This window comes from Microbacterium hydrothermale (assembly GCF_004854025.1).
Taxonomy (GTDB): Bacteria; Actinomycetota; Actinomycetes; order Actinomycetales; family Microbacteriaceae; genus Microbacterium; species Microbacterium hydrothermale.
The window spans coordinates 52,601-70,607 of record NZ_STGM01000010.1 but is presented as its reverse complement, the minus strand read 5'-3'; the positions used below and the strand labels follow the sequence as shown (position 1 = coordinate 70,607).

General features: G+C 66.4%; 19 protein-coding genes. 9 read left to right on the top strand and 10 right to left on the bottom strand.

Annotation, left to right across the window (positions count from 1 at the left end; genetic code table 11):
• Positions 1 to 2 precede the first annotated feature (2 nt).
• From FB047_RS15795 to FB047_RS15780, 4 genes are all read left to right on the top strand, one after another.
• A complete protein-coding gene (locus FB047_RS15795) occupies positions 3 to 1,022 on the top strand; it encodes a M15 family metallopeptidase (RefSeq protein WP_167494267.1) in 1,020 nt (339 codons plus the stop codon).
• Positions 1,019 to 2,473 carry a hypothetical protein gene (locus FB047_RS15790; protein WP_136588157.1) on the top strand — a complete coding sequence of 485 codons (1,455 nt, stop codon included), beginning with the start codon at positions 1,019 to 1,021 and terminating at the stop codon, positions 2,471 to 2,473. Before FB047_RS15795 ends, FB047_RS15790 begins: the two co-directional genes overlap by 4 nt.
• Positions 2,470 to 3,246, top strand: coding sequence for an FHA domain-containing protein (locus tag FB047_RS15785; RefSeq protein ID WP_136588156.1), 777 nt, complete (start codon positions 2,470 to 2,472; stop codon positions 3,244 to 3,246). Before FB047_RS15790 ends, FB047_RS15785 begins: the two co-directional genes overlap by 4 nt.
• A gap of 142 nt (positions 3,247 to 3,388) precedes the next feature.
• A complete protein-coding gene (locus FB047_RS15780) occupies positions 3,389 to 3,688 on the top strand; it encodes a hypothetical protein (RefSeq protein WP_136588155.1) in 300 nt (99 codons plus the stop codon).
• An 86-nt stretch (positions 3,689 to 3,774) separates the two neighbouring features.
• On the opposite strand, the gene FB047_RS15775 is transcribed toward FB047_RS15780, so the two are convergent.
• From FB047_RS15775 to FB047_RS17015, 7 genes are all read right to left on the bottom strand, one after another.
• Positions 3,775 to 4,119, bottom strand: a complete 345-nt coding sequence (locus FB047_RS15775) for a histone-like nucleoid-structuring protein Lsr2 (protein ID WP_136588154.1) — start codon at positions 4,117 to 4,119, stop codon at positions 3,775 to 3,777.
• Between the two features lie 583 nt (positions 4,120 to 4,702).
• The gene (locus tag FB047_RS15770; protein WP_136588153.1) at positions 4,703 to 5,935 is read right to left on the bottom strand and encodes an ATP-binding protein; all 1,233 of its coding nucleotides are present in this window, start codon (positions 5,933 to 5,935) and stop codon (positions 4,703 to 4,705) included.
• 147 nt (positions 5,936 to 6,082) lie between these two features.
• Positions 6,083 to 6,988: a carbohydrate ABC transporter permease gene (locus tag FB047_RS15765; protein ID WP_136588152.1), complete on the bottom strand. Its 906-nt coding sequence runs from the start codon at positions 6,986 to 6,988 to the stop codon at positions 6,083 to 6,085.
• A 9-nt stretch (positions 6,989 to 6,997) separates the two neighbouring features.
• The gene (locus tag FB047_RS15760; RefSeq protein WP_136588151.1) at positions 6,998 to 7,927 is read right to left on the bottom strand and encodes a carbohydrate ABC transporter permease; all 930 of its coding nucleotides are present in this window, start codon (positions 7,925 to 7,927) and stop codon (positions 6,998 to 7,000) included.
• A complete protein-coding gene (locus tag FB047_RS15755) occupies positions 7,924 to 9,216 on the bottom strand; it encodes an ABC transporter substrate-binding protein (RefSeq protein ID WP_136588150.1) in 1,293 nt (430 codons plus the stop codon). The genes FB047_RS15760 and FB047_RS15755 overlap by 4 nt, the downstream gene beginning before the upstream one ends.
• Before the next feature lie 474 nt (positions 9,217 to 9,690).
• Positions 9,691 to 10,281 (bottom strand): polysaccharide deacetylase family protein, encoded by a 591-nt coding sequence (locus tag FB047_RS15750; RefSeq protein WP_167494266.1) that lies wholly within the window; start codon positions 10,279 to 10,281, stop codon positions 9,691 to 9,693.
• A complete protein-coding gene (locus tag FB047_RS17015; protein ID WP_167494265.1) occupies positions 10,278 to 10,544 on the bottom strand; it encodes a hypothetical protein in 267 nt (88 codons plus the stop codon). Before FB047_RS17015 ends, FB047_RS15750 begins: the two co-directional genes overlap by 4 nt.
• 47 nt (positions 10,545 to 10,591) lie before the next feature.
• Here FB047_RS17015 and FB047_RS15745 point away from each other — a divergent pair, with 47 nt between their 5' ends.
• The 4 genes from FB047_RS15745 to FB047_RS15730 all read left to right on the top strand — a co-directional run bounded on the left by FB047_RS15745 (position 10,592) and on the right by FB047_RS15730 (position 14,549).
• Positions 10,592 to 12,034 carry a YcaO-like family protein gene (locus tag FB047_RS15745; RefSeq protein ID WP_136588148.1) on the top strand — a complete coding sequence of 481 codons (1,443 nt, stop codon included), beginning with the start codon at positions 10,592 to 10,594 and terminating at the stop codon, positions 12,032 to 12,034.
• Between the two features lie 171 nt (positions 12,035 to 12,205).
• Entirely contained in the window at positions 12,206 to 12,493 is a 288-nt protein-coding gene (locus tag FB047_RS15740; protein ID WP_136588147.1) for a DUF7882 family protein, read from the top strand.
• Positions 12,494 to 12,933: 440 nt separating this feature from the next.
• Positions 12,934 to 14,085, top strand: coding sequence for a hypothetical protein (locus FB047_RS15735; RefSeq protein WP_136588146.1), 1,152 nt, complete (start codon positions 12,934 to 12,936; stop codon positions 14,083 to 14,085).
• The gene (locus tag FB047_RS15730; RefSeq protein ID WP_136588145.1) at positions 14,082 to 14,549 is read left to right on the top strand and encodes a hypothetical protein; all 468 of its coding nucleotides are present in this window, start codon (positions 14,082 to 14,084) and stop codon (positions 14,547 to 14,549) included. Before FB047_RS15735 ends, FB047_RS15730 begins: the two co-directional genes overlap by 4 nt.
• Here the strand turns inward: FB047_RS15730 and FB047_RS15725 are convergent.
• Complete coding sequence (locus tag FB047_RS15725) at positions 14,534 to 15,067, bottom strand: hypothetical protein (protein WP_136588144.1); 534 nt, start codon at positions 15,065 to 15,067, stop codon at positions 14,534 to 14,536. The two genes, FB047_RS15730 and FB047_RS15725, sit on opposite strands and share 16 nt — an antisense overlap.
• A 102-nt stretch (positions 15,068 to 15,169) precedes the next feature.
• Between FB047_RS15725 and FB047_RS15720 the strand changes: the two genes are divergently transcribed.
• Complete coding sequence (locus FB047_RS15720; RefSeq protein ID WP_136588143.1) at positions 15,170 to 15,874, top strand: hypothetical protein; 705 nt, start codon at positions 15,170 to 15,172, stop codon at positions 15,872 to 15,874.
• Positions 15,875 to 16,177: 303 nt separating this feature from the next.
• On the opposite strand, the gene FB047_RS15715 is transcribed toward FB047_RS15720, so the two are convergent.
• Entirely contained in the window at positions 16,178 to 17,203 is a 1,026-nt protein-coding gene (locus FB047_RS15715; protein WP_136588142.1) for a zinc-dependent alcohol dehydrogenase, read from the bottom strand.
• Between the two features lie 22 nt (positions 17,204 to 17,225).
• Positions 17,226 to 17,990 (bottom strand): SDR family NAD(P)-dependent oxidoreductase, encoded by a 765-nt coding sequence (locus FB047_RS15710; RefSeq protein ID WP_167494264.1) that lies wholly within the window; start codon positions 17,988 to 17,990, stop codon positions 17,226 to 17,228.
• Positions 17,991 to 18,007 lie beyond the last annotated feature (17 nt).

The following is an 18,007-nucleotide window of genomic DNA, read 5'->3' as shown; positions in this document are numbered from 1 at the left end:
CGGTGAGAAAGGTCATCCCCGGCGTTATTGCCGGCGTCATTCTCCTGCCGACGCTTCTCGTCGTGCTGTTCTTCGGAGACAACGGCGCCGCAGCCGTGTGCAAGCCCACCCCTGCCAACGTCAACGTCAGCCAGCTGCCGCCCGGAGGCATCGCCGGCTACAGCGGCGAGCAGCTGCAGAACGCTGCACAGATCATGGCCGCGGGCGCCGCCCTCGGTCTGGACGCGCGCGGGCAGACCATCGGCGTGATGACGGCCATGGGGGAGTCCTCGCTCCGTGTGCTCGATCAGGGCGACGCCGTAGGCCCCGATTCTCGCGGCCTTTTCCAGCAGCGCGACAACGGCCGCTGGGGGTCCTACGAGGACCGGATGGACCCGTTCATCTCGGCCACCAACTTCTTCAAAGCCCTCCAGCAAATCCAGGGCTGGGAGAACCTGCCGCCCTCAATCGCGGCCCATCGAGTGCAGGTCAACGCTGACCCGTACCACTACGAACGTTTCGTCCAGCCCGCCGCAGAGGTGGTCGCGGGCCTGTCCGGCGTGGACCCCGGGGAGATCCAGGAATGTACCGTCCCTGACGGCATCATCCCCGGCGGGATCAACGAACCCGGCCCGTGGGGCGGATACGAAAACGGCCGAATTTCCGAGGACACTCTCTCGCCGATCCCGTGGAAACCCGAGTACGTTCTTCGCGCCGACGCCGCTCAAGCTCTCGTCGCACTAAACAACGCCTACCGCGCTCAGTTCGGTCAGAACCTCATCGTCAACGACGGGTACCGCGACTACGACGAGCAGGTCAGAGCCAAGGAAATCTACGGCAGCGATGCCGCCACACCCGGACAGTCCAACCACGGGTGGGCACTCGCTGTCGACGTCGGCATCTTCAGCTTCTACAGCCTCGAGTACGCGTGGATGGACCAGAACGCCCCCCGTTTCGGGTGGCGTAACCCCGACTGGGCGCGACCCGGGGGGCGCGGTCCAACCGAATCATGGCACTGGGAATTCTGGGGAGTAGCAGCATGAGCGACGAAGAATTCGACCCGACGACCGTCCCGGCATTCCCGGTTCTCACCCTCGCGATGGAAGGTGAGCAGCTGGTCACCCTCAACGGCCTGCCGGTCGACGTACCCGAAGGCTCCACCCCTACCGAGGCGGGAGTCGCCGCCGCGGCCCAGCAGGCGGCCCAACTCGGCCTGAACGCGGTGCGAGTGCGTGCCGTCGTCGACGACACCGAGCACCGGATGGTTGTCACCGCAGACGGCGCCGCTCACGAGCTCGCCATGCCGGCGCCCGAGACAGAGCAGAAGCGCTCGCGCCTGCCGCTCCTGCTCGCGCTGGGACTTGCCGTGGTGATCGTCGTCGGCGGAACCGTCGCGACTCTCGCCGTCGTGCTGCAGCCGGCGCCGGCCCCCGTGGCCACAGCTGACCCCGGCCCCCCGGGTGCCGGGGCGAACATCCCCGTCCTGGTCCCGCCCGGGTTCTCCGAACAAGCATCGTGGTCGCTTTCGATCGCCCCACGCAGCGAACCACGGCTCATCGACGACCAGCGACTGCTGATCACCACGGACAGCGGCGAGTTGAATATCGTCGACGCCGCGACCGGCGCCCTCACATGGCGCGGCGCCCAGGCACCTCGCGTCAACGACGTCGTACACGCCTCCGAAGTGCAGGGACGCCCGGTCCTCGCCACGGGCGAGTCCTCACTCACCTTGTGGCCACTCGATACGGACCAGTCCCCGGTGGCTCCCGTCGAAGTCAACGTCGGCCGCAGTGCAGAGGTGACCTACCTCGGCTCACAGCCGCTCATCACCTTGCCTAACCAGACCGCGGGCCTGTTCACCAGCGACGGTCTCACGTTGACGGACGTGCCCGTCACCGCGGTCCCCATCCTGTCGGGCCGCGAAGGCATCATCGCGGCCAACGAAGAGTCGTGGTGGACGCTCACCGCCGATCAAGCACCCGTGAAAAAGCCCCTCCCCCGGCCCGAAGGCGTCGACGAAGCCCCGTTACTGATCTCCGCGGCCGACGACGACACCCTCATCGTCGTCTGGTCTCAGCGGCCGACTCTCACCGTGACACTGGTTGACCTCCCCTCCAACACGATCACGCTCACCGCACCGATGAACGCCCGGATCACCGCCCAGGACGTCCCCATCCACGCCGCCGACGCCGAAACGCTCACCCTCGGCGAAGCGTTCATCGACTACAGCGCCGCCCCGCGTGCTGTCGCACTCCCGAGTCGAATGACACCCGTCGCCGCATCCGGCTCCACCGTCTACGGCACCGAGAGCAACAAAGCCGTCCTCGTCGACGCCAGCGCCACCGCGCCGAGCTCGGAGCCGTTCACGACTTTGACCACCGGAGTATCGGAGTCGCCGCTGGCAGCGCTCACCACGACGGTCTACGTCATCAGCGAGAAGGTCGACGAGACACTGGTCTACGCCTCGACCGCAACCGAAGGAGATGCCCCATGATGAACGTCAGCATCGACACAGACGGCACGGGCGTAGTCACGCTCCCCGGCCAGAGCGTGCCCATCACCGCAGCGGACTCTGACGCCGCACGAGCACAAGCCGTCGAGGTGCTGGTTGCATACACTGCCACCACCGGCAGGCGGCAGTACGCCCATGCGATCGACACGGGCACCTCCTTCGTGCTCACCATCGACCCAGACGGCGCCGTCACCGCCGACAGGGAACGGGCCCGCGCACTGGCCCCCGTGAACGAACCCTCAGCGGACGAGGGATCGGCGCAGCCGATCCGCGAAACCGTCGACGAGCTCCCGGCGACACCTGCAGTAATCCTTGAGCCCGCCGCCCATACGGCGCCGGCGCCCACGCCCCAGATCGACCCCGACTTCGACCTCACCAGCGGCGGTGAACGTCGCTCGCGCGTGCGCAGCGCCATGATCACCTTCGACGACGGCTCCACCGAAATCATCCGCGGGACCATCCTGCTCGGACGTCGGCCCCTCGAGGGCGTCGAAGGCGTCGACGCCACCGTCACGGTCGATGACCCCGCTCGCTCAGTGTCAGAATCCCACTGCATCCTGTCGTTCCACGACGGCACACTCTGGGTCACCGACCAGTCCTCTGCCAACGGCACCACCGTCACCGAACCCGGAAAAGACCCCATTGACCTCACCCCCGGACACGCACGGACGGCCGTTACCGGCACGCGCCTTCAGATCGGCGATCGCTCATTCACGGTGACCATTCCGGCGCCTCGAGAAACGCGGGCTCGGTAAGCGGGTGCGGGTTTCTCTCACACCCGCCGCAGGTCTTTGCGTACCCTACGAGGACCAGCATCCCGCGTTGTCGAACCTGCGCACCCCCGCTTCACGTCGATAAGCATCCATCGCTTCGTCGTACCCACAGTCAGGAGCCCCAGTGCCAGCACCGACCGTTCCCGCCGACGCGATCGCACTGCTCGCCCGCACAGGCCCCCGAAACGTCATCAACTATCTCGTGAAGCACCCCGGCAGTTACTACGGCGACATTCGTGAGGCGACCAAGACGGCAGTGAGTTCACTCACTCGAGACCTGCGACTCCTGGAGGACATTGGCGTCGTTCGCACCGATGTCGACCAACCCATCGGTGCACGCCGCGGCCGCGCTCCCCGTTACTCGGTAGATGTCGACCGTATCGACTCGCTCATCACGCAGCTCCGCGCGCAACTGCTCGAGTAACTCGAACGTGGCGACCGAGTGCCAGTGGTACTTCGCATCACCCTACGAGGGAGGACAGGTCGTCGCACGCGGGGGAGTGGCGTCGATTAGCTGTTAGTGGCCTCGTACGCGTCAATGATGCTGCCAGGAACACGGCCCCGGTCGCTGACCGTGTGACCATTTGCGCGAGCCCACTCACGGACCGCGCCCAACTCGACGCTGCTCTTCCGGGGAGAGCTGCGCCGGGCGCGTCCAGCACCGAGCGAACTGACGGGTCGGGCCGCGGCGATGTACGGAGCGAACGCTTTATACAACTTGTCCGCATTATCGGCGGACAAATCGATCTCGTATGAACGTCCCTCCAAGGAGAAGGTGACCTGCTTACCCTCCCCTCCCTCAAGGACAGAACCGTCCAGATCATCGACGAGATGCGTCACGTGCTTAGTTGCCATGACTGCATTCTTCCACTTACTTGGCACGCCGATTGGAAAGCAGGCTGAGATCAGACCAAGCACCCGATCAGCACTCCACCAGTAGCAGTGAGATGAAAGCCCGGTTTACCTTGCGCGACTACAGGTCCAGCGCGCGGTGAACAAGGACTTCTTTGAACTGTATGGGCGGGTCGGTGACCCCATCCTTGGCTGCCAAACGGAACAAGGATCCGGGAACTCGGCACACACCCGCTCCGGGGGAGACCTCCGCAGAATCACCCGTAAGGAAAAGCCGTCTGCGCGCCCATCTATACATAACGCGGCGGTTCACCCAGGCATGGTCACCCTCACTCAGACGTCCAACGACCCATTGGACTACTGCACGGGGACACGTCAGCGAGCCCCTTCACAAGCTTGCAGCAAGAGCGGCACCGTCGTTTGACGCGCTGTACTTCATCAGTCCGCCAGTCACCGTCATAGTTCACAGGAGAGGCTTGCTGCCGACCGGCGGCACCTGAGCAGCCATTGTTGTGAGGTGTCTACGTGTGTACCGCCCAATCAGATGGCTGGGGGATGGCACGCCATCGCAGTCGACGCGCGATTACTACTCAACAGAGGGCCAGTTGCTCGTGAGGAACGCTTCGATGGCTCGGTGGCGGAAGGTGTACGGCTTTCCGCGCCCAATGATCCCGCGGACCCTGTCGAGACGCTGGGAGGGGGTGCCGGCATCGGTGGGCTTGGCAAAGCCCGCCTTCGCCGCAATTTGGCCCTGGCTGCGTTCCCTCGGGGGCAGCTCTGCCATCGCGCTGATGAACTCCCGTTCGCGCGGGGGGAGCCGCTCAAGAATTCTTTCGACGTGGGCGATGGCTTCCTGCTCAGCTTGACGCCAGCCGTTGAGAACCTCATCCCGGTTGATCACGTCCCCCTTCCCCGCGTACCAAGCACGCTGGCCCGCGAGCTGGAACAGGAACGGTTCCCCACGACACACATCGACGATGGCTTCCGCCGCGTCCGGCGCCAACCTCACGGCGAGGATGGACCCACCCTCAGACGGCGTCTCCCACCCATCGACAACGAGCGGTCGCAGAGCGCTTCGCAGGTCATTGTCGTTGATGGGCTCTAACGTGGTGGTCGCGAACCGGCGCGCAAAGGTCGCGCCTTTGCGCGCCCCCGATCTGTCGTCGAACTCGGGCAGGCCCGTCAAATACACGGCAATGGGGAGCGATCGGGTGATGGTCCCCACCGCGGGCACCGTAATCTCCACCTCCCGAGTAATCGCGTCGCCCAGTGCGATCAACATCTGCGACAAAAGCTTCTCGTCGGTGATGTTTTGCACCTCATCGACATGAATAAGGACGACCTGGTTCTGCCGAATCGCAGCGTGACCAATCTCCACCAACAGCTCCGTCAGGGCCGTATGCGGCTCGCCCCCTTCACGATCACGCAGTCCAAGCGAAACTCCGCTTGCGGCAACCGTTTGGACTCGCTCGAGCAAGCTTGAGATCCGGTTCTCGCGTGCGGCGGGCAACCCTGCCCGCTCTGCCAGCTTCAGAACCTCGGCAGCGATGCGCTTCAGCGGATCGGTACCTAATGCGAGACGAATCTGTGGGGTGACCCAGTCACCCGTTCGCTCCGCCTGCATCGCGATCCGCCGCACGAGCGAGGACTTGCCCAGCCCTGGCTCCCCGAGCACTGTTCGGCCGCGCTCGAACAGGCCTGCTTCGAGGCGCGGCCGGAGCACGTCACGCCAATCACTGAGTTGCTCTGTTCGCCCAGCCCAGATCTCGGGAACCACATCGGAGCCGGGTTGGAAAGGATTGTGGACCGCTGAGCGCATGTTGGTAAATTTAACACGGACGGCATTATGATCTAGGGGCTCCGGCCCCAGACGACCCAAGAGGGTCCGATTGCCGAACCCCCAGGACCGGTCTGACACGCATTTACGAACCCCGCAATCATGCGTTCGCGCGTAGGGTGCGTCAGTTCAACGGATGCCGCTGCGTGCGAAGCCTTGCACAAAGTACCGCTGGAAAAGCAGGAACAGCAGGACCATCGGCAGCACGGAGATGAGGGCGAGGGCCATGCTCGCGCTGTAGTCGGGGGTCGATTGTCCCTTGAGGTACAGCAGTCCGATGGGGAGGGTAAACAACGCCGGGTCTTTCAGGGCGATGAGTGGCCAGGCGAAGTCGTTCCAGCTCCCAAGTAGGGTGAGCAGCGTCAACACCGCGATGAGGGGCTTGCTCAGCGGCAGCACGATCTGCAGGAACGTGCGGAGGTGTCCCGCGCCGTCCATACGGGCCGCCTCGATCAGCTCCTGCGGGATGCTGAGGAAGAACTGGCGAGCGAGGAACAGGCCGAACGCCGCTGCCGCCCCGGGCAGGATGACCGACCAGTAGGTGCCGGCCACATGCAGCCCCGTGACGAGACGGAACTGGGCGACCATGATCGCCTGCACGGGGATCATCATCGTCGCCAGGGCGAGGATGAAGAGGATGCCACGGCCGGCGAAGCGGACGCGGGCGAAGGCGTAGCCCGCAAGCAGGTTCACGATCACCGTCAGGGCGGTGACAAAAGCACCGATGACCAGCGAATTCACGAACCAGTCCGCCACCGGGAACCGGGCGAACACCGTCGCGAAGTTCTCGGTGCTGAATTCGCTCGGCCACAACTGCACGCCGCCGGGACGGAATACCTCGCCGCTGGGGGAGAAGGCGATGACGAGCATCCAGTAGAGCGGGAAGAACACGAGCGCCGAGGCGACGACGGCCAGGACGATGCGTACGACGAGGCCGAACGCGGAGCCGTCGCGACCACCGCGGCGACGGCGCGGGCCATTGACGTGCGGTGGCTCGGCTACCGGAGCGATCTGGGTGAGGGTGGAGGAGGTCATGGATGCCTCTTACTCGACGAGGTCGCGCGAGCGGCTCGTGCGCCATTGGATGTAGGTGAAGAGCAGCGTGATGAGCAGGATGACGACGCCGAGCGCGGCGCCGTAGCCCTGCTCACGGATCTGGAACCCGTTGCGGTAGGCGTAGGTGCCGAGCACGGAGGTCGAGAACCCGGGGCCGCCCCCGGTCATGACGAACACGATGTCGAACACCTGGAACGACGCGATCACGTTCATGATCAGTAGGAAGAACGTCGAGGGTCCGACCAGCGGCGCGGTGATGTTGCGGAACAGCTGCCACCGGCCCGCCCCGTCGAGGCGCGCTGCCTCATATAGCTCGGGCGAGACGCTCTGCAGACCCGCGAGGTAGATGACCATGTTGAAGCCGATGCGCAACCAGATGGCCGTAATCATCACCGAGACGAACGCCGCCGTCCCGTCGGACTGCCACGCCACCGCGGGCAGACCGAACGCCTGGATGGCCTTGTTGATGATCCCAGACCCCTCGCTGAACATGGTGACGGCGATCATCCCCGACGCCACGCCCGAGATGACCAGCGGGAGCACGATGAAGGTGCGGAACAAGCCCTTGGCCGGTAGCACCGAGTTCAGCAGCACAGCGAGCGCCAAGCCCCCCACCAGCTCAATGGGCACGGTGATGGCGGTGAACAGCAGCGTGTTGCCGAGGCTCTGCCAGAACACCGGGTCGCCGACCATACGGCTGTAGTTGGCCAGCCCCACCCATTCGGGGTCACCGAAGCCCCGGGAGCTCGTGAACGAGAGCTGCACCGCGAAGACGATGGGGACGAACAGGAACAGCCCCATCAGGAGCATGTTGGGCGCGATGAACCCGTACCCGGTGAGGGTCTCCCGGACGCGCGCCGTCCGCGGACGCCCCGGCAGAACGAGGCCCGGGCGGCCGCGGACGGGCGCGACGCTCATGACGCGGTCGCTTCGCGGATGGCGTCGGTGAGGTTGGCCAGCGTGTCGGCCGTGCTCTGTCCGTTCAGGAACGCCGCCTCTAGCTGGTCCTGCATCGACACCGCGATCGACGCGAGGTACGGAGAGGTCAGCTGCGTCACGTCGGAGGGCTGGATCGTCGCGGCCTGCTCGACGAAGACGGGCATGACGTCGGGACGCACGGCGAAGTCGATGGAGGCCGGGTCGATGTCGACGCGCGTGGGCAATTCGTTCGTCGCGGCGCAGAAGGTCGTCATGTTCTCGGCATCCACCATGAACTTCAGGAACGACGCCGCCAGGTCGGGCTGGTCTGTGCCCTTTGTGGCCACCAGGGCGTTCCCGCCGAGGTCGGTGGCTCCGCGCTCGTCGACGGGCATCGGCAGTGCCGTCCACTCGAAATTGGCGAGGTTGTCGATGTCGGGCACGACGAACGATCCGGCGAAGGCCATCGCCACCGACTGCTCGGTGAAGAACGCGTCCGCGTAGGTTGTCGCCTTGACCGAGCTCGTCGGGGGCACCCATCCGTTCTCGAAGAAGGAGCGGGTGAAGTCGAGGGCCTTCGCCCCCGCGGCGGAGTCGATCGCCGGCGTCGTGCCGTCGTCGGCGAGAAGCGCCCCGTCGGCCTGGAATAACCAGCTAAGCCAGCGCGGGGTCCCGCCGAGCTGCCAGTTGTAGACGAACGGGTACGTGTCGGCCGGGAGGGAGGATTTCAGCTTCGCGGCGGCGTCGGCGAACTCGTCCCAGGTCCATGCGTCCGCCTGCGCGGTGGGTAGGTCGGTCACGCCCGCCGCCGCCAGGAGCTGCGTATTCACGACCAGCGCCGACACGTCGGTCTGGTGCGGGACGCCGTAGGGCGTGCCGTCGTACGACACCGCTTCCCACATCGCGGGCGTGAAGGCGGCGATCTCGTCGGCGGAGAAGTACGGGCTGACGTCGAGCAATTGGTCCTGGCTGGAGTAGACGCCGAGGTTGCCGTAGTCGACGCGGAAGACGTCCGGGGCGTTCCCGGCGGAGAGCTGCGCGTCGATATTGCTGAACATCTGGTCGTAGGGGACGACGTTGAGCTCCACGGTGACGCCGTCGTTCGCGGCCTCGAAATCGCTGACGAGCTGCTCGAAGGAGGCTTTCTCGGACTCGCTGGCCCAGGTCGTGAAGGTGAGGGTGCCCTCGGAGGTCGTGCTGCCGCCTCCGGTGAACCCGGTGCATCCGCTCAGGGTGAGCGCGGTCGCCGCCATCGCGGCGGTGGCGCCCAGGATTCGTCTGGTGGTCATGGTTCATCTCTCGTGTCGATGAGCGGACGGCTGTGGGGCAGCCGATCCCACTCGGGCACGACGAGCGATGTCCGACCGCGGGGGCCGGGAGCGCCGTCGCGCAGGCGAAGGGGGCAGGGACTGTGGGGTCGCCGGCGCGGCCGGTCGAGGCCGCGTCCGCCGAGGCGGTCGCTCGGCCGACCGGCGGTCGCGCGGGATACGCGCTGCGCCGCGACGGAGACGTGGGATGGGGCGGGGCGCGCTGCGGTCGGCCCGATGCCTGAAGCAGGCAGCACGGCGACTCGCTCGCGGAGATCCATTGCGCTCATTGTGGGGCGCGCGGTCTCCGCCACGGGGGCCTTGATTAAATCGGCGAAGTGGTCGTCACGCCGCGCGAACGACAGGAAGACGATCCCGCGGACGGCGTCGTCCCGGCATCCCGCCCGACGACGACATCCTCGATGCGCGAGCCGACCGACCTCCGCACGCCTCGGCTCAGGGAATACGCTCGAGCGACCAGTTCGACACCATGAACTCCACGCCCAACTCCCGCAGGCGCTGATTGCCGAGCGATTCCGGGTCGTAGCGCGAGCCGAGGAGCCACGCCGCCACGCGGGGGCGCCGACCGGTCGCCCGCTCGATCTCGGCCATCGGCCGGTCGACCTCGGCGCGGAGGTTCGCGCGCGTGATCGTCGGCGCGCTGCGGTGCGTCGCGGTGTGGAAGCCCACCTCGTGGGCCGTCGCGATGTCGGCGAGATCGTCGGCGGTGAGCGTGCCGCGCCCGGAGCGCTGGGGCCGGGTGATCGGGAAGAAGAACGCCCTCACCCCGAGTTCCGCGCAGACGTCGGCGCCGAAGAGGGCGGTGTCGCGCCACCCGTCGTACCACCCGATGACCACGCGCGGCCCCTCGGCCGGTTCGTCGAGGCGGTCGAGGTCGAGCCCGGGTCCGAACCGCAACAGGTCGGCGATGCGTTCCCGCGCCTGAGGGCGCCATTCGAGCGGCACCTCGTGGAAATTCAGGGCGATGAGGGGGCGGGTCTCGAGCGCCCGCTGCCGCGCGGGCGACCAGCGCAGGTCGTCCGTCACGCGTCCTCCTCCACGACCAGGTGCCCGGCCACGCTCTGCAGGCGGTAGGCGTCGGTGGTGAACAGCTCGACGTCGGCGAGGTCGACCCCGATCGCGTCCGCGGCGGCGCGGACGGCCCCCGCACCGGCGGAGCCCGGTGCGTCGGTGGCATCCGTCGCGTCCGTCGCGTCGAGCGTCGCATCGGTGAAGAGCAGCACCGGGATGCCGACGGGTCGACGCCCCTGCTCCTCGACGATCCGGACGAATTCAGGATCATGCGGCATGTGCAACCTCCGGCTCGCCAGCACCACACGTCAGTACGTTGACCCGTATGGAAGCAGCCGACATCATCACACACTATGAGGCGGCGCTGCGGGGAATGGGCACCGTCGTCGAATTCGACATCTCGGGCCTGGACCGGCTGGGCGTGCCGGTGACCACGTGCTCCGCTCTGCGCGACGGCCGCTTCGACGCGCAGGGCAACGGTTACGGGCGCACTCTCGAGGCCGCCCGCATCGGCGGTCTCGGCGAGCTCGCCGAGGGCACGGTGCTCGCTCGGGCGCTCCGCGAGGCGCTGCCCGACGCCATCCGCGCATCGCGACGCGAGCTCGTCCTCCGCGACGGCGACGATCACGTCGTCGACCCCCGCACGCTCGGGCTCCCGGCGGGCAGCACCTACGACGACGAGACGGTCCTGACCTGGCTCCCCACCGTCCGGCTGCGCACAGGCGAGAGCGTCCTGGTGCCCGTGGACTTCCTCGTCAGCGACTCCGGCGTCCTCGACGGCGAAGCCCTCATCCCCCCGGTGACCAACGGACTCGGCGCGGGCCTCGACGCGGAGCGCGCGATCGCCCACGGGCTTGGCGAGATCCTGCAGCGGCACACCAACGGCCTGCGCTTCCGCGCCCTCGACCGGCTGTCGCCGACCATCGACCCCTCGACGCTGCCCGCGTCCGTCCGCGCCCTTGCCGACGAGATGCGGAGGTCGGGCGTGACTCCGGTCTTCAAGCACGCGGCGACGGAGTTCGGCGTGTGCTCCACCTACGTGATGGGCTCGGACGATCACTTCCACGCCGGGATCGAGGTGTCGGCGTGCGGCGAGGCGGCCCACCCGTCCGCGGAGGTCAGCCTCACGAAGGCGCTCCTGGAGTTCGCCAACTCCCGGGCGCGCAAGATGTTCTGCTTCGGTCCGCTCGACGAGGCCCGCCGGCTGGGTCCCCCCTCGTACTGGGACGCCGTCGACGCCGGGTCGTCCTCGCGCGGGGAGGACCGCGCGTACGCGGCCATGCGGGAGTGGGCGGATCTGTCGCCCGAAGCGCTGCGCGACCTGACGGCCCCGCGCACCGATCGCACGGTCGACTACCGCGACATCGTGGTGACGGACCTCCCGGAGATCTCCACCCAGGCGCACCTGCTGGCTCATCTCCTGGCGTCGCTCGACGGCCACACCCCGCCGCACGACGTGCTGGCGATGGTCACGTCCCACGGGGACGTCACGGTCGCCAAAGTCCTCGTGACGAATCTCGAGGTCGAGATCCTCTCCTACGGTCGCATCGGCGAGCTCGGTGTGCGCGCATCGCTCGACGACGACCTCGACCTCGTGCGTCTCGGCGCTCAGCCCACCGGCACACACACCGCGCGCGTGCGCCTCACGGAGGATGCCGAGCAGCGGCTCGGCGGAGCGGCCTGGTACTCCTACGAGGTGGCGGAGCAGATTGTCGGCGACTTCTACCCGTTGTATCGCGAGCCGCCCCGCCACTCCGTCGCCGTGTAATCGGTTGACTTCCTCAAAGTTGACACGCGGCTTCGCGTCGAACCTTAGTGGGTCTCGCGCCTACGGTGGTGCGCTCGCCTCGGGAAACATACTGCCGCGTGCGGCCGCGGATCGGGCGGTCCGGTACCATCACGAGGTTGCCTGTTGGGGCGCTGATTTGAAGGGGCACCGTTGGGCCGTCTGATCTACCAGGAACGCACCGTCGTCGACATCGAGGACCGGCTGCTTTCCCACTTGCGCATCGTGGTGATGAACAAGCTCCGCCGCCAAGAGTCGTTCATGCTGAACCTGCCCCACCCCGAGCACGGCAAGCTCAGCATCTGGTTCCATCCGGCGACGCCGATCGTCATGCAGTTCTACGGCAGCCGGCCCCCGCAGATCGACAAGCACCTCATCGAGGAGATGATGGAGCAGGCCAGCGGACCGGACGGGTTGACGCTCCCGTCGACGCGGGTGTGACCTGATCACCTGAGCGGCCGGTGATCCAGCGAGATCGCGGCCGCCCAGGTGACACCGGGAAGCGCGGACCCCAGCAGACGGTTTCGCCTCCGCTGCCGGGGGCCGCAGACGTGACCGTACTAGCACCGAATACCGAACGACGCGGATTGACGCCTCACCGGCGAATGCCCTATACGTCAGGAAACCCGCCAAAGGTGCGGGGGAGTGGCCGCGTCCCAAGGTCTTCAGGGGGGGCTGCCTACCGTGTCGTATGATCCGCTATCGGTCTATCACCTGAAAGAGGCGTTCTTAGCACCCACAGAACGCGGTTCGACGAGCCGGACGGGCCGGAAGCGTTCGAGCCTCGTCCCCGCATCGGGGGGGGGCGGGCAGATTGCTGCGGTCGGGTAGCCGCCCAGGGCGGTTCGTGCGTGTCGGTGGGTTGACCGTACGATGTCCACATGGACGACCTGGGGGGGCCACGCTTCAAGCGCATCCGTCTCACGGGCGACCGGTTCGAAGGCGGCCGGCTGCCGGTCGACTCACTGATCGAGCTGCAGCGCTACCAGGACGTGGTCCGCAAGCTCGCGGAGTTCGAGTGGCGCCGCGATCACCCCGAGGACGAGCTGCCCGCCGACTTCGCGGGCGGAGTGGGTCTGACGATCGAGAAGATCGATGAGGGCAGCGCAGATGTGCTCCTGGCGTTCGAGCAACATGCGACCTACGTGCAGTACCAGGTCGAGGCGCAAGACGCCGCTGACGCGACGATCTTCGCCGCCTACTCACACACGCCGCTCCCGGACCTACCATCTGTGCCCTCGGCACTAGTCGCCGAGGTGCGCGAGGAGATCGCCGACATTGGTGAGTCGCTCGTCAACGGACAGTCGATCGAGTTCTACGCGGACCCAGCGGACGCAACGCCGACCGTCATCACCGTCGAGACGCGCCGCGAGGCTCGCGCCGACTTGATGCTGACCGACTTTTTCGCCGAGCCCGAACCGCCGACGATCGCCCCGCTGGTCGAGAAGCGCGACGAGAGCCTCGTCGGTCGAATCACGGCTGTCGACGCGAACTCGACGAAGTTCGAGCTTGTCACTGCCCAGGGCAAGGTGCACGGGTGGTATCGCGAGAATACAGAGCTGCTGGAAGATTTGCGCGCCGTGCTGAACTCTGCCAACGAGGGCCCACTTACCCGCGTAACGGGCGAGCTGCGGTCGAAGAACGGCGAGCCACAGCGATTCTGGCGCACGCACATCGTCGAACTCGTCGAGTTTGACGCGACACCGGCGGGTAAGCGGCTGACGGAGTTCGCGGCGTTGCCCAGCGGATGGGAAGACGGCGAAGGCGAGCAGATCTCGTTCGTCGCACTAGAGGCTGCGCAAGAGATTGTGCGAGCGGTCGGTGCCGACGTCGCGCTTCCTGGACTCTTCCCGACCGCGGAGGGTGGCGTGCTCCTGGAGTGGGCGAGCACCGCCGGAGTCCGCAGCGTCGAGATCTTGGCCGACGGCCTGTTCGAGCTGTTCGAGATGACTCCGACAGATCGCAGCGGTGTTCACTTCGAGACGAAAAATCTGGCTGAAGCGATCGACTTTGCCCGCCGGGGGGTGGAATGACCGACGTCGACCTCGAGTTGCGCCAGGGGGAGAGTCTCGTGAGCGCGGTGGAAGAGCAGCTCTATCGTCAGATCACGGAGCTGATGATCGACGGGGATCAAATCGCGACGACCGCCTTCGGCCCGGCGACGATCGACCGGGACATGCCCTCATTCGCGCGGTCGTCGCTCACGTCACCGCAGGACGCTCGAGACTGGCACACTCGAAACGCCAGCCGGCCCTCGCTCGCGGTGTACGCGGTGACCGTCGAGGAGGTCGTCGAGGGCGGCCGGTACGTCGTCGATGATTCGGCTGCCCCGCTCGTGGAGGGCGAAGTGCGCGCGCCTGCGCACTGTTTCGTCGACTACCGCGGCATGTCTCGCCCCGAGCGGAAGACGCTACGAGCGCATCTCTGGTTCCGCGCGACAGCGCGCGGTGAGATTCCGACCGCTCCGACGCTCCCGGACGGTCAGCTCGTCGCCTGAGTCTGCCGTGCGCGCCGTTTGCGGAGCACTTCAAGCGCGGCGAACACCGCAGCATTCGTTGACAGTGGGCTCTGCGAATAGCTCGTGCCTATGAGTTTGAGCTCTTCGCCGTCGAGCGTCAGCCCGACGGTGATCCCGGAGTGGCGGGCGTAACTGGCCGTGCCGTCGTAGTAGTTGTGCTCCGTACTCACCTGCAGCCTGTCGATCTCGTCGAGGGAGTGCACGGTAACCGTCATCTCCCCGCCGTTGGCGGTCAGCTTGTGTGCTCGCCCGAATACGGCGAGATCGGGATAGATGACAATCAGATGGCCGTCGCCGTGGTCGTCGAGGGTGCCACCAACGGCGACCGGCTCGCTATTTTCACCGCCACCGAGAATTAGTGAGGACAACACTCGCCCGATTCTGATGTTGTAGTTCCCGCCATAGTGGTGCGCTTCCCGCAGAGCCTCGTCCCAACCTCGGATTGAAGCGATGCCGTAGTACAGCCGGTCGGAGGGCTTTGTGTCGTCGTCTGTCATGAACCTCAGGGTATGTCGTGCCCCCGGACACGCGACATGGTGGCCGTGCACTTCGAGCAAGCGCACTCCGCCGACGCGGTTTCGCGTGGATACCCTCGGTCCATGGGGAAAGCAGCGCGTCTGAAAGCGAACCGGCGAGTGAAGGAGCGAGCCGTCGGCAAACGTCTCGATGCGGTGGCTTGGACGCCCACAGATCCTGCGCCAATCGAGATGCTGCAGGAGGCAGTCATCGCGATCGGAGACGTCTTCGGGAGTGTGCCGGCTTGCGTCGAAGCAGCCGCGTTACTGCACCTCGCGGCGGCCGAGCTGGGATACGAGCTCGGGCCCCGGCCGGTATCCGTGCTCGCCCACGCGAAGGACAGCGGCAACATCGCCTTCATGGGCCCGAAGGCCTCGGCAATGATTCCTCCCGAAGCCCACAGTCGGGTAGAGGATCTGCGCCCGTCCGGCATAGACAACGGTCATCTCGTGCTGACGTGCGAGAGCCCGTCGCTGCTCCTAGACGCCAATATCCGTCAGTTATCGGTCATGGAAATTGACGCGCCCAGCATCATGCTCCGCATCAGGTCGACGACCCCCGCATCCGGGGAATGGTCAGCCGCGTTCGGTGACTTGGAGATCTTGTACATTCTCGACGAAGACAATCGAGCGCTCATGACGAACTGGGGAGAGATCGTCGACATGCATCGCGGGAACGCGACGCAGCTTGTGGAGATGCTGAATCTAGGGATGAGTGCCGACGACATAAGCCGAGTGGTGGTCAGGCGGGATTGGACGCAGGAGTATCCGGATTACGTTCCGCGGTGACGCTCGGCTCACAGCGCACGCCTGGGCGGGTCTGCGAACTATTATCGTTGTCGCTTGCAGACTCCGCTCCAACCCAACTCTGACATAATATCTATTATCGGCGCGTCTCGAATCATCGATGGCGGCCTGAACACGACCGTCGGTGGGCATCAGCTTGACGGCCTCGCCGTCAGCCAAAGCCACCGGGTGCAGCGCGACGAGATGGCGAATGCCCCAGACGCGGATGACGGCTGGGGCACTCGCGGGGTAAGCGTTGCGGCAGTCCTCTCAGAAAGGTCGTCGCCGCATCGCCAGACGCCAGCGTCAGGGGACGGTGACGAGGACTTTCACCTGCTCGGGATCGTCGGAGGCGGCGAATGCGCGTGCGGCCTCGTCGAGAGGGAAAATGGCGGTCACGATCTCGTCGAGGGAGAACGGCTTGCGCCCGAGCAGGGCGATCGCGTGCAGTACGTCCTCACGGACGTACATGAGGTTGCCGTAGATCTCCAGCTCGTGATCCTGTACCAGGTCGAGCCGGACAGCGGTCTCGCCTGAGACAGGCACCCCCACCGTCATGAGCTTGCCCCCTTTGGCGAGTATTTCGACCGCAAGTGCCACCGTCGTCGCTCGCGACACACCGTCGAAAACGACGTGCGCTTGGCCGCCGAGGAGTTCAAGCGCCGTGTCCGCGGCGTCCGCGGTCGTGGGGTCGAACGATCCCGCGGCGCCCAGGCGCTCGGCCCGTTCCCGCTTGGAGGGCAGCAGATCGGCCACGACGACGCGCTCCGCACCAGCATCCAGAGCCGCCACCGTGAGGAAGAGCCCGATCGGACCTGCACCGAAGACGACCACCCGCTTGCCCGTGAGGTCGCCCGCACGCCGCACCGCGTGCACCGGCGTCGCCAACGGCTCGATGAGCGCCGCCCATGTGTCGTCGAGGTCGTCGGGCAGCGGGATCACGCGGTCGGCGGCGATCGCGAAGGCGTCGGTCATCCCCCCGGGTGTTTGGCATCCAAACACGTCGAGGGTCGAGCAGATGTTGTAGCGCCCATCGCGGCACTGCTCGCAGTGTCCGCAGGCTAGATTCGGCTCGATCACCACGCGCCGGCCGTGCAGGGATGCATCCACGCCCTTGCCCGTCTCGGTAACGACGCCGACGACCTCGTGCCCGGGCCAGAAGGGAAGGGACATGAATGGATGCCGCCCGTGGGCGGCGTGCATGTCGCTGCCGCAGATGCCGACCACGGTGCTGCGGACCACCACCTCGCCGGCCCCGGCCGCGGGGGCGGGTGTTGCCTCGAGGCGGATGTCGTCAATGGCGGTGACGATGACGCGACGGATATCAGTCATGGCGGTGTCCTTTCGTTCGAGCTCAGACGGCGGTGTAGCCGCCGTCGGCGACCAGCACCGATCCGGTGATGAAGGAGGCGGCGTCGCTGGCGAGGAAGACCACGCTTGGGGCAATCTCCTCGGGCAGGGCGAATCGCTGCTGCGGAGCATCCTCAACCCAGTATCGCTGGAAGTCGGGCCGGTCGACCGGGGCCATCTCGGTCTTGACGTAGCCGGGCGCTAGCGCATTGACACGGATCTTGTGCGGAGCCCACTCGACCGCGAGTGACTTAGTGAGGTGATGCACCGCGGCCTTGGATGCGTTGTATGCGGGCTGCCACTGCGGGCGGTTCACGATTAGCCCCGACATGCTGCCGATGTTCACAATCGACCCGCCGCCAGAATCGCGCATGTGCGCCCCGACCGACAGACTGGCCTTCCACAGGGCGCGGACGTTCAGATCCCACACGTTCTGCCACTGTTCGTCAGTGACGGCGAACGACTCGTTGTGATAGCAGGTGCCGGCGTTGTTGACGAGGATGTCGATGCGCCCGCCCAGCCCGTCGAGGGCCTCCTGTGTCATCCGGGCGACCTGGGCGTCGTCGGTGATGTCGGCCGTAATGGTCACGAATTGGTGCCCGGCCTTGAGCGCCTCGGCGGCGACGGCTGCGTTGCGTTCGGCGCTGCGTCCGGCGATGGCGACACGGGCGCCGGCTTCGGCCAGCGCGAAGGCGAAGGCCTTCCCGAGCCCCTGGTTGCCGCCGGTGACAATCGCCGTGCGACCGGCGAGGCTGAAGGGAGTAGTCATGAGGATGCCTTTCTGAA

Bases quoted from the DNA above. Each gene is read 5' to 3' on its own strand.
- FB047_RS15775 (WP_136588154.1), bottom strand. From the start codon at position 4,119: ATGGCAACTAAGCACGTGACGCATCTCGTCGATGATCTGGACGGTTCT.
- FB047_RS15735 (WP_136588146.1), top strand. From the start codon at position 12,934: ATGGACGACCTGGGGGGGCCACGCTTCAAGCGCATCCGTCTCACGGGC.
- FB047_RS15770 (WP_136588153.1), bottom strand. From the start codon at position 5,935: ATGCGCTCAGCGGTCCACAATCCTTTCCAACCCGGCTCCGATGTGGTT.
- FB047_RS15785 (WP_136588156.1), top strand. From the start codon at position 2,470: ATGATGAACGTCAGCATCGACACAGACGGCACGGGCGTAGTCACGCTC.
- FB047_RS17015 (WP_167494265.1), bottom strand. From the start codon at position 10,544: ATGCCGCATGATCCTGAATTCGTCCGGATCGTCGAGGAGCAGGGGCGT.
- FB047_RS15730 (WP_136588145.1), top strand. From the start codon at position 14,082: ATGACCGACGTCGACCTCGAGTTGCGCCAGGGGGAGAGTCTCGTGAGC.
- FB047_RS15710 (WP_167494264.1), bottom strand. From the start codon at position 17,990: ATGACTACTCCCTTCAGCCTCGCCGGTCGCACGGCGATTGTCACCGGC.
- FB047_RS15755 (WP_136588150.1), bottom strand. From the start codon at position 9,216: ATGACCACCAGACGAATCCTGGGCGCCACCGCCGCGATGGCGGCGACC.
- FB047_RS15765 (WP_136588152.1), bottom strand. From the start codon at position 6,988: ATGACCTCCTCCACCCTCACCCAGATCGCTCCGGTAGCCGAGCCACCG.
- FB047_RS15720 (WP_136588143.1), top strand. From the start codon at position 15,170: ATGGGGAAAGCAGCGCGTCTGAAAGCGAACCGGCGAGTGAAGGAGCGA.
- FB047_RS15745 (WP_136588148.1), top strand. From the start codon at position 10,592: ATGGAAGCAGCCGACATCATCACACACTATGAGGCGGCGCTGCGGGGA.
- FB047_RS15790 (WP_136588157.1), top strand. From the start codon at position 1,019: ATGAGCGACGAAGAATTCGACCCGACGACCGTCCCGGCATTCCCGGTT.
- FB047_RS15725 (WP_136588144.1), bottom strand. From the start codon at position 15,067: ATGACAGACGACGACACAAAGCCCTCCGACCGGCTGTACTACGGCATC.
- FB047_RS15715 (WP_136588142.1), bottom strand. From the start codon at position 17,203: ATGACTGATATCCGTCGCGTCATCGTCACCGCCATTGACGACATCCGC.
- FB047_RS15760 (WP_136588151.1), bottom strand. From the start codon at position 7,927: ATGAGCGTCGCGCCCGTCCGCGGCCGCCCGGGCCTCGTTCTGCCGGGG.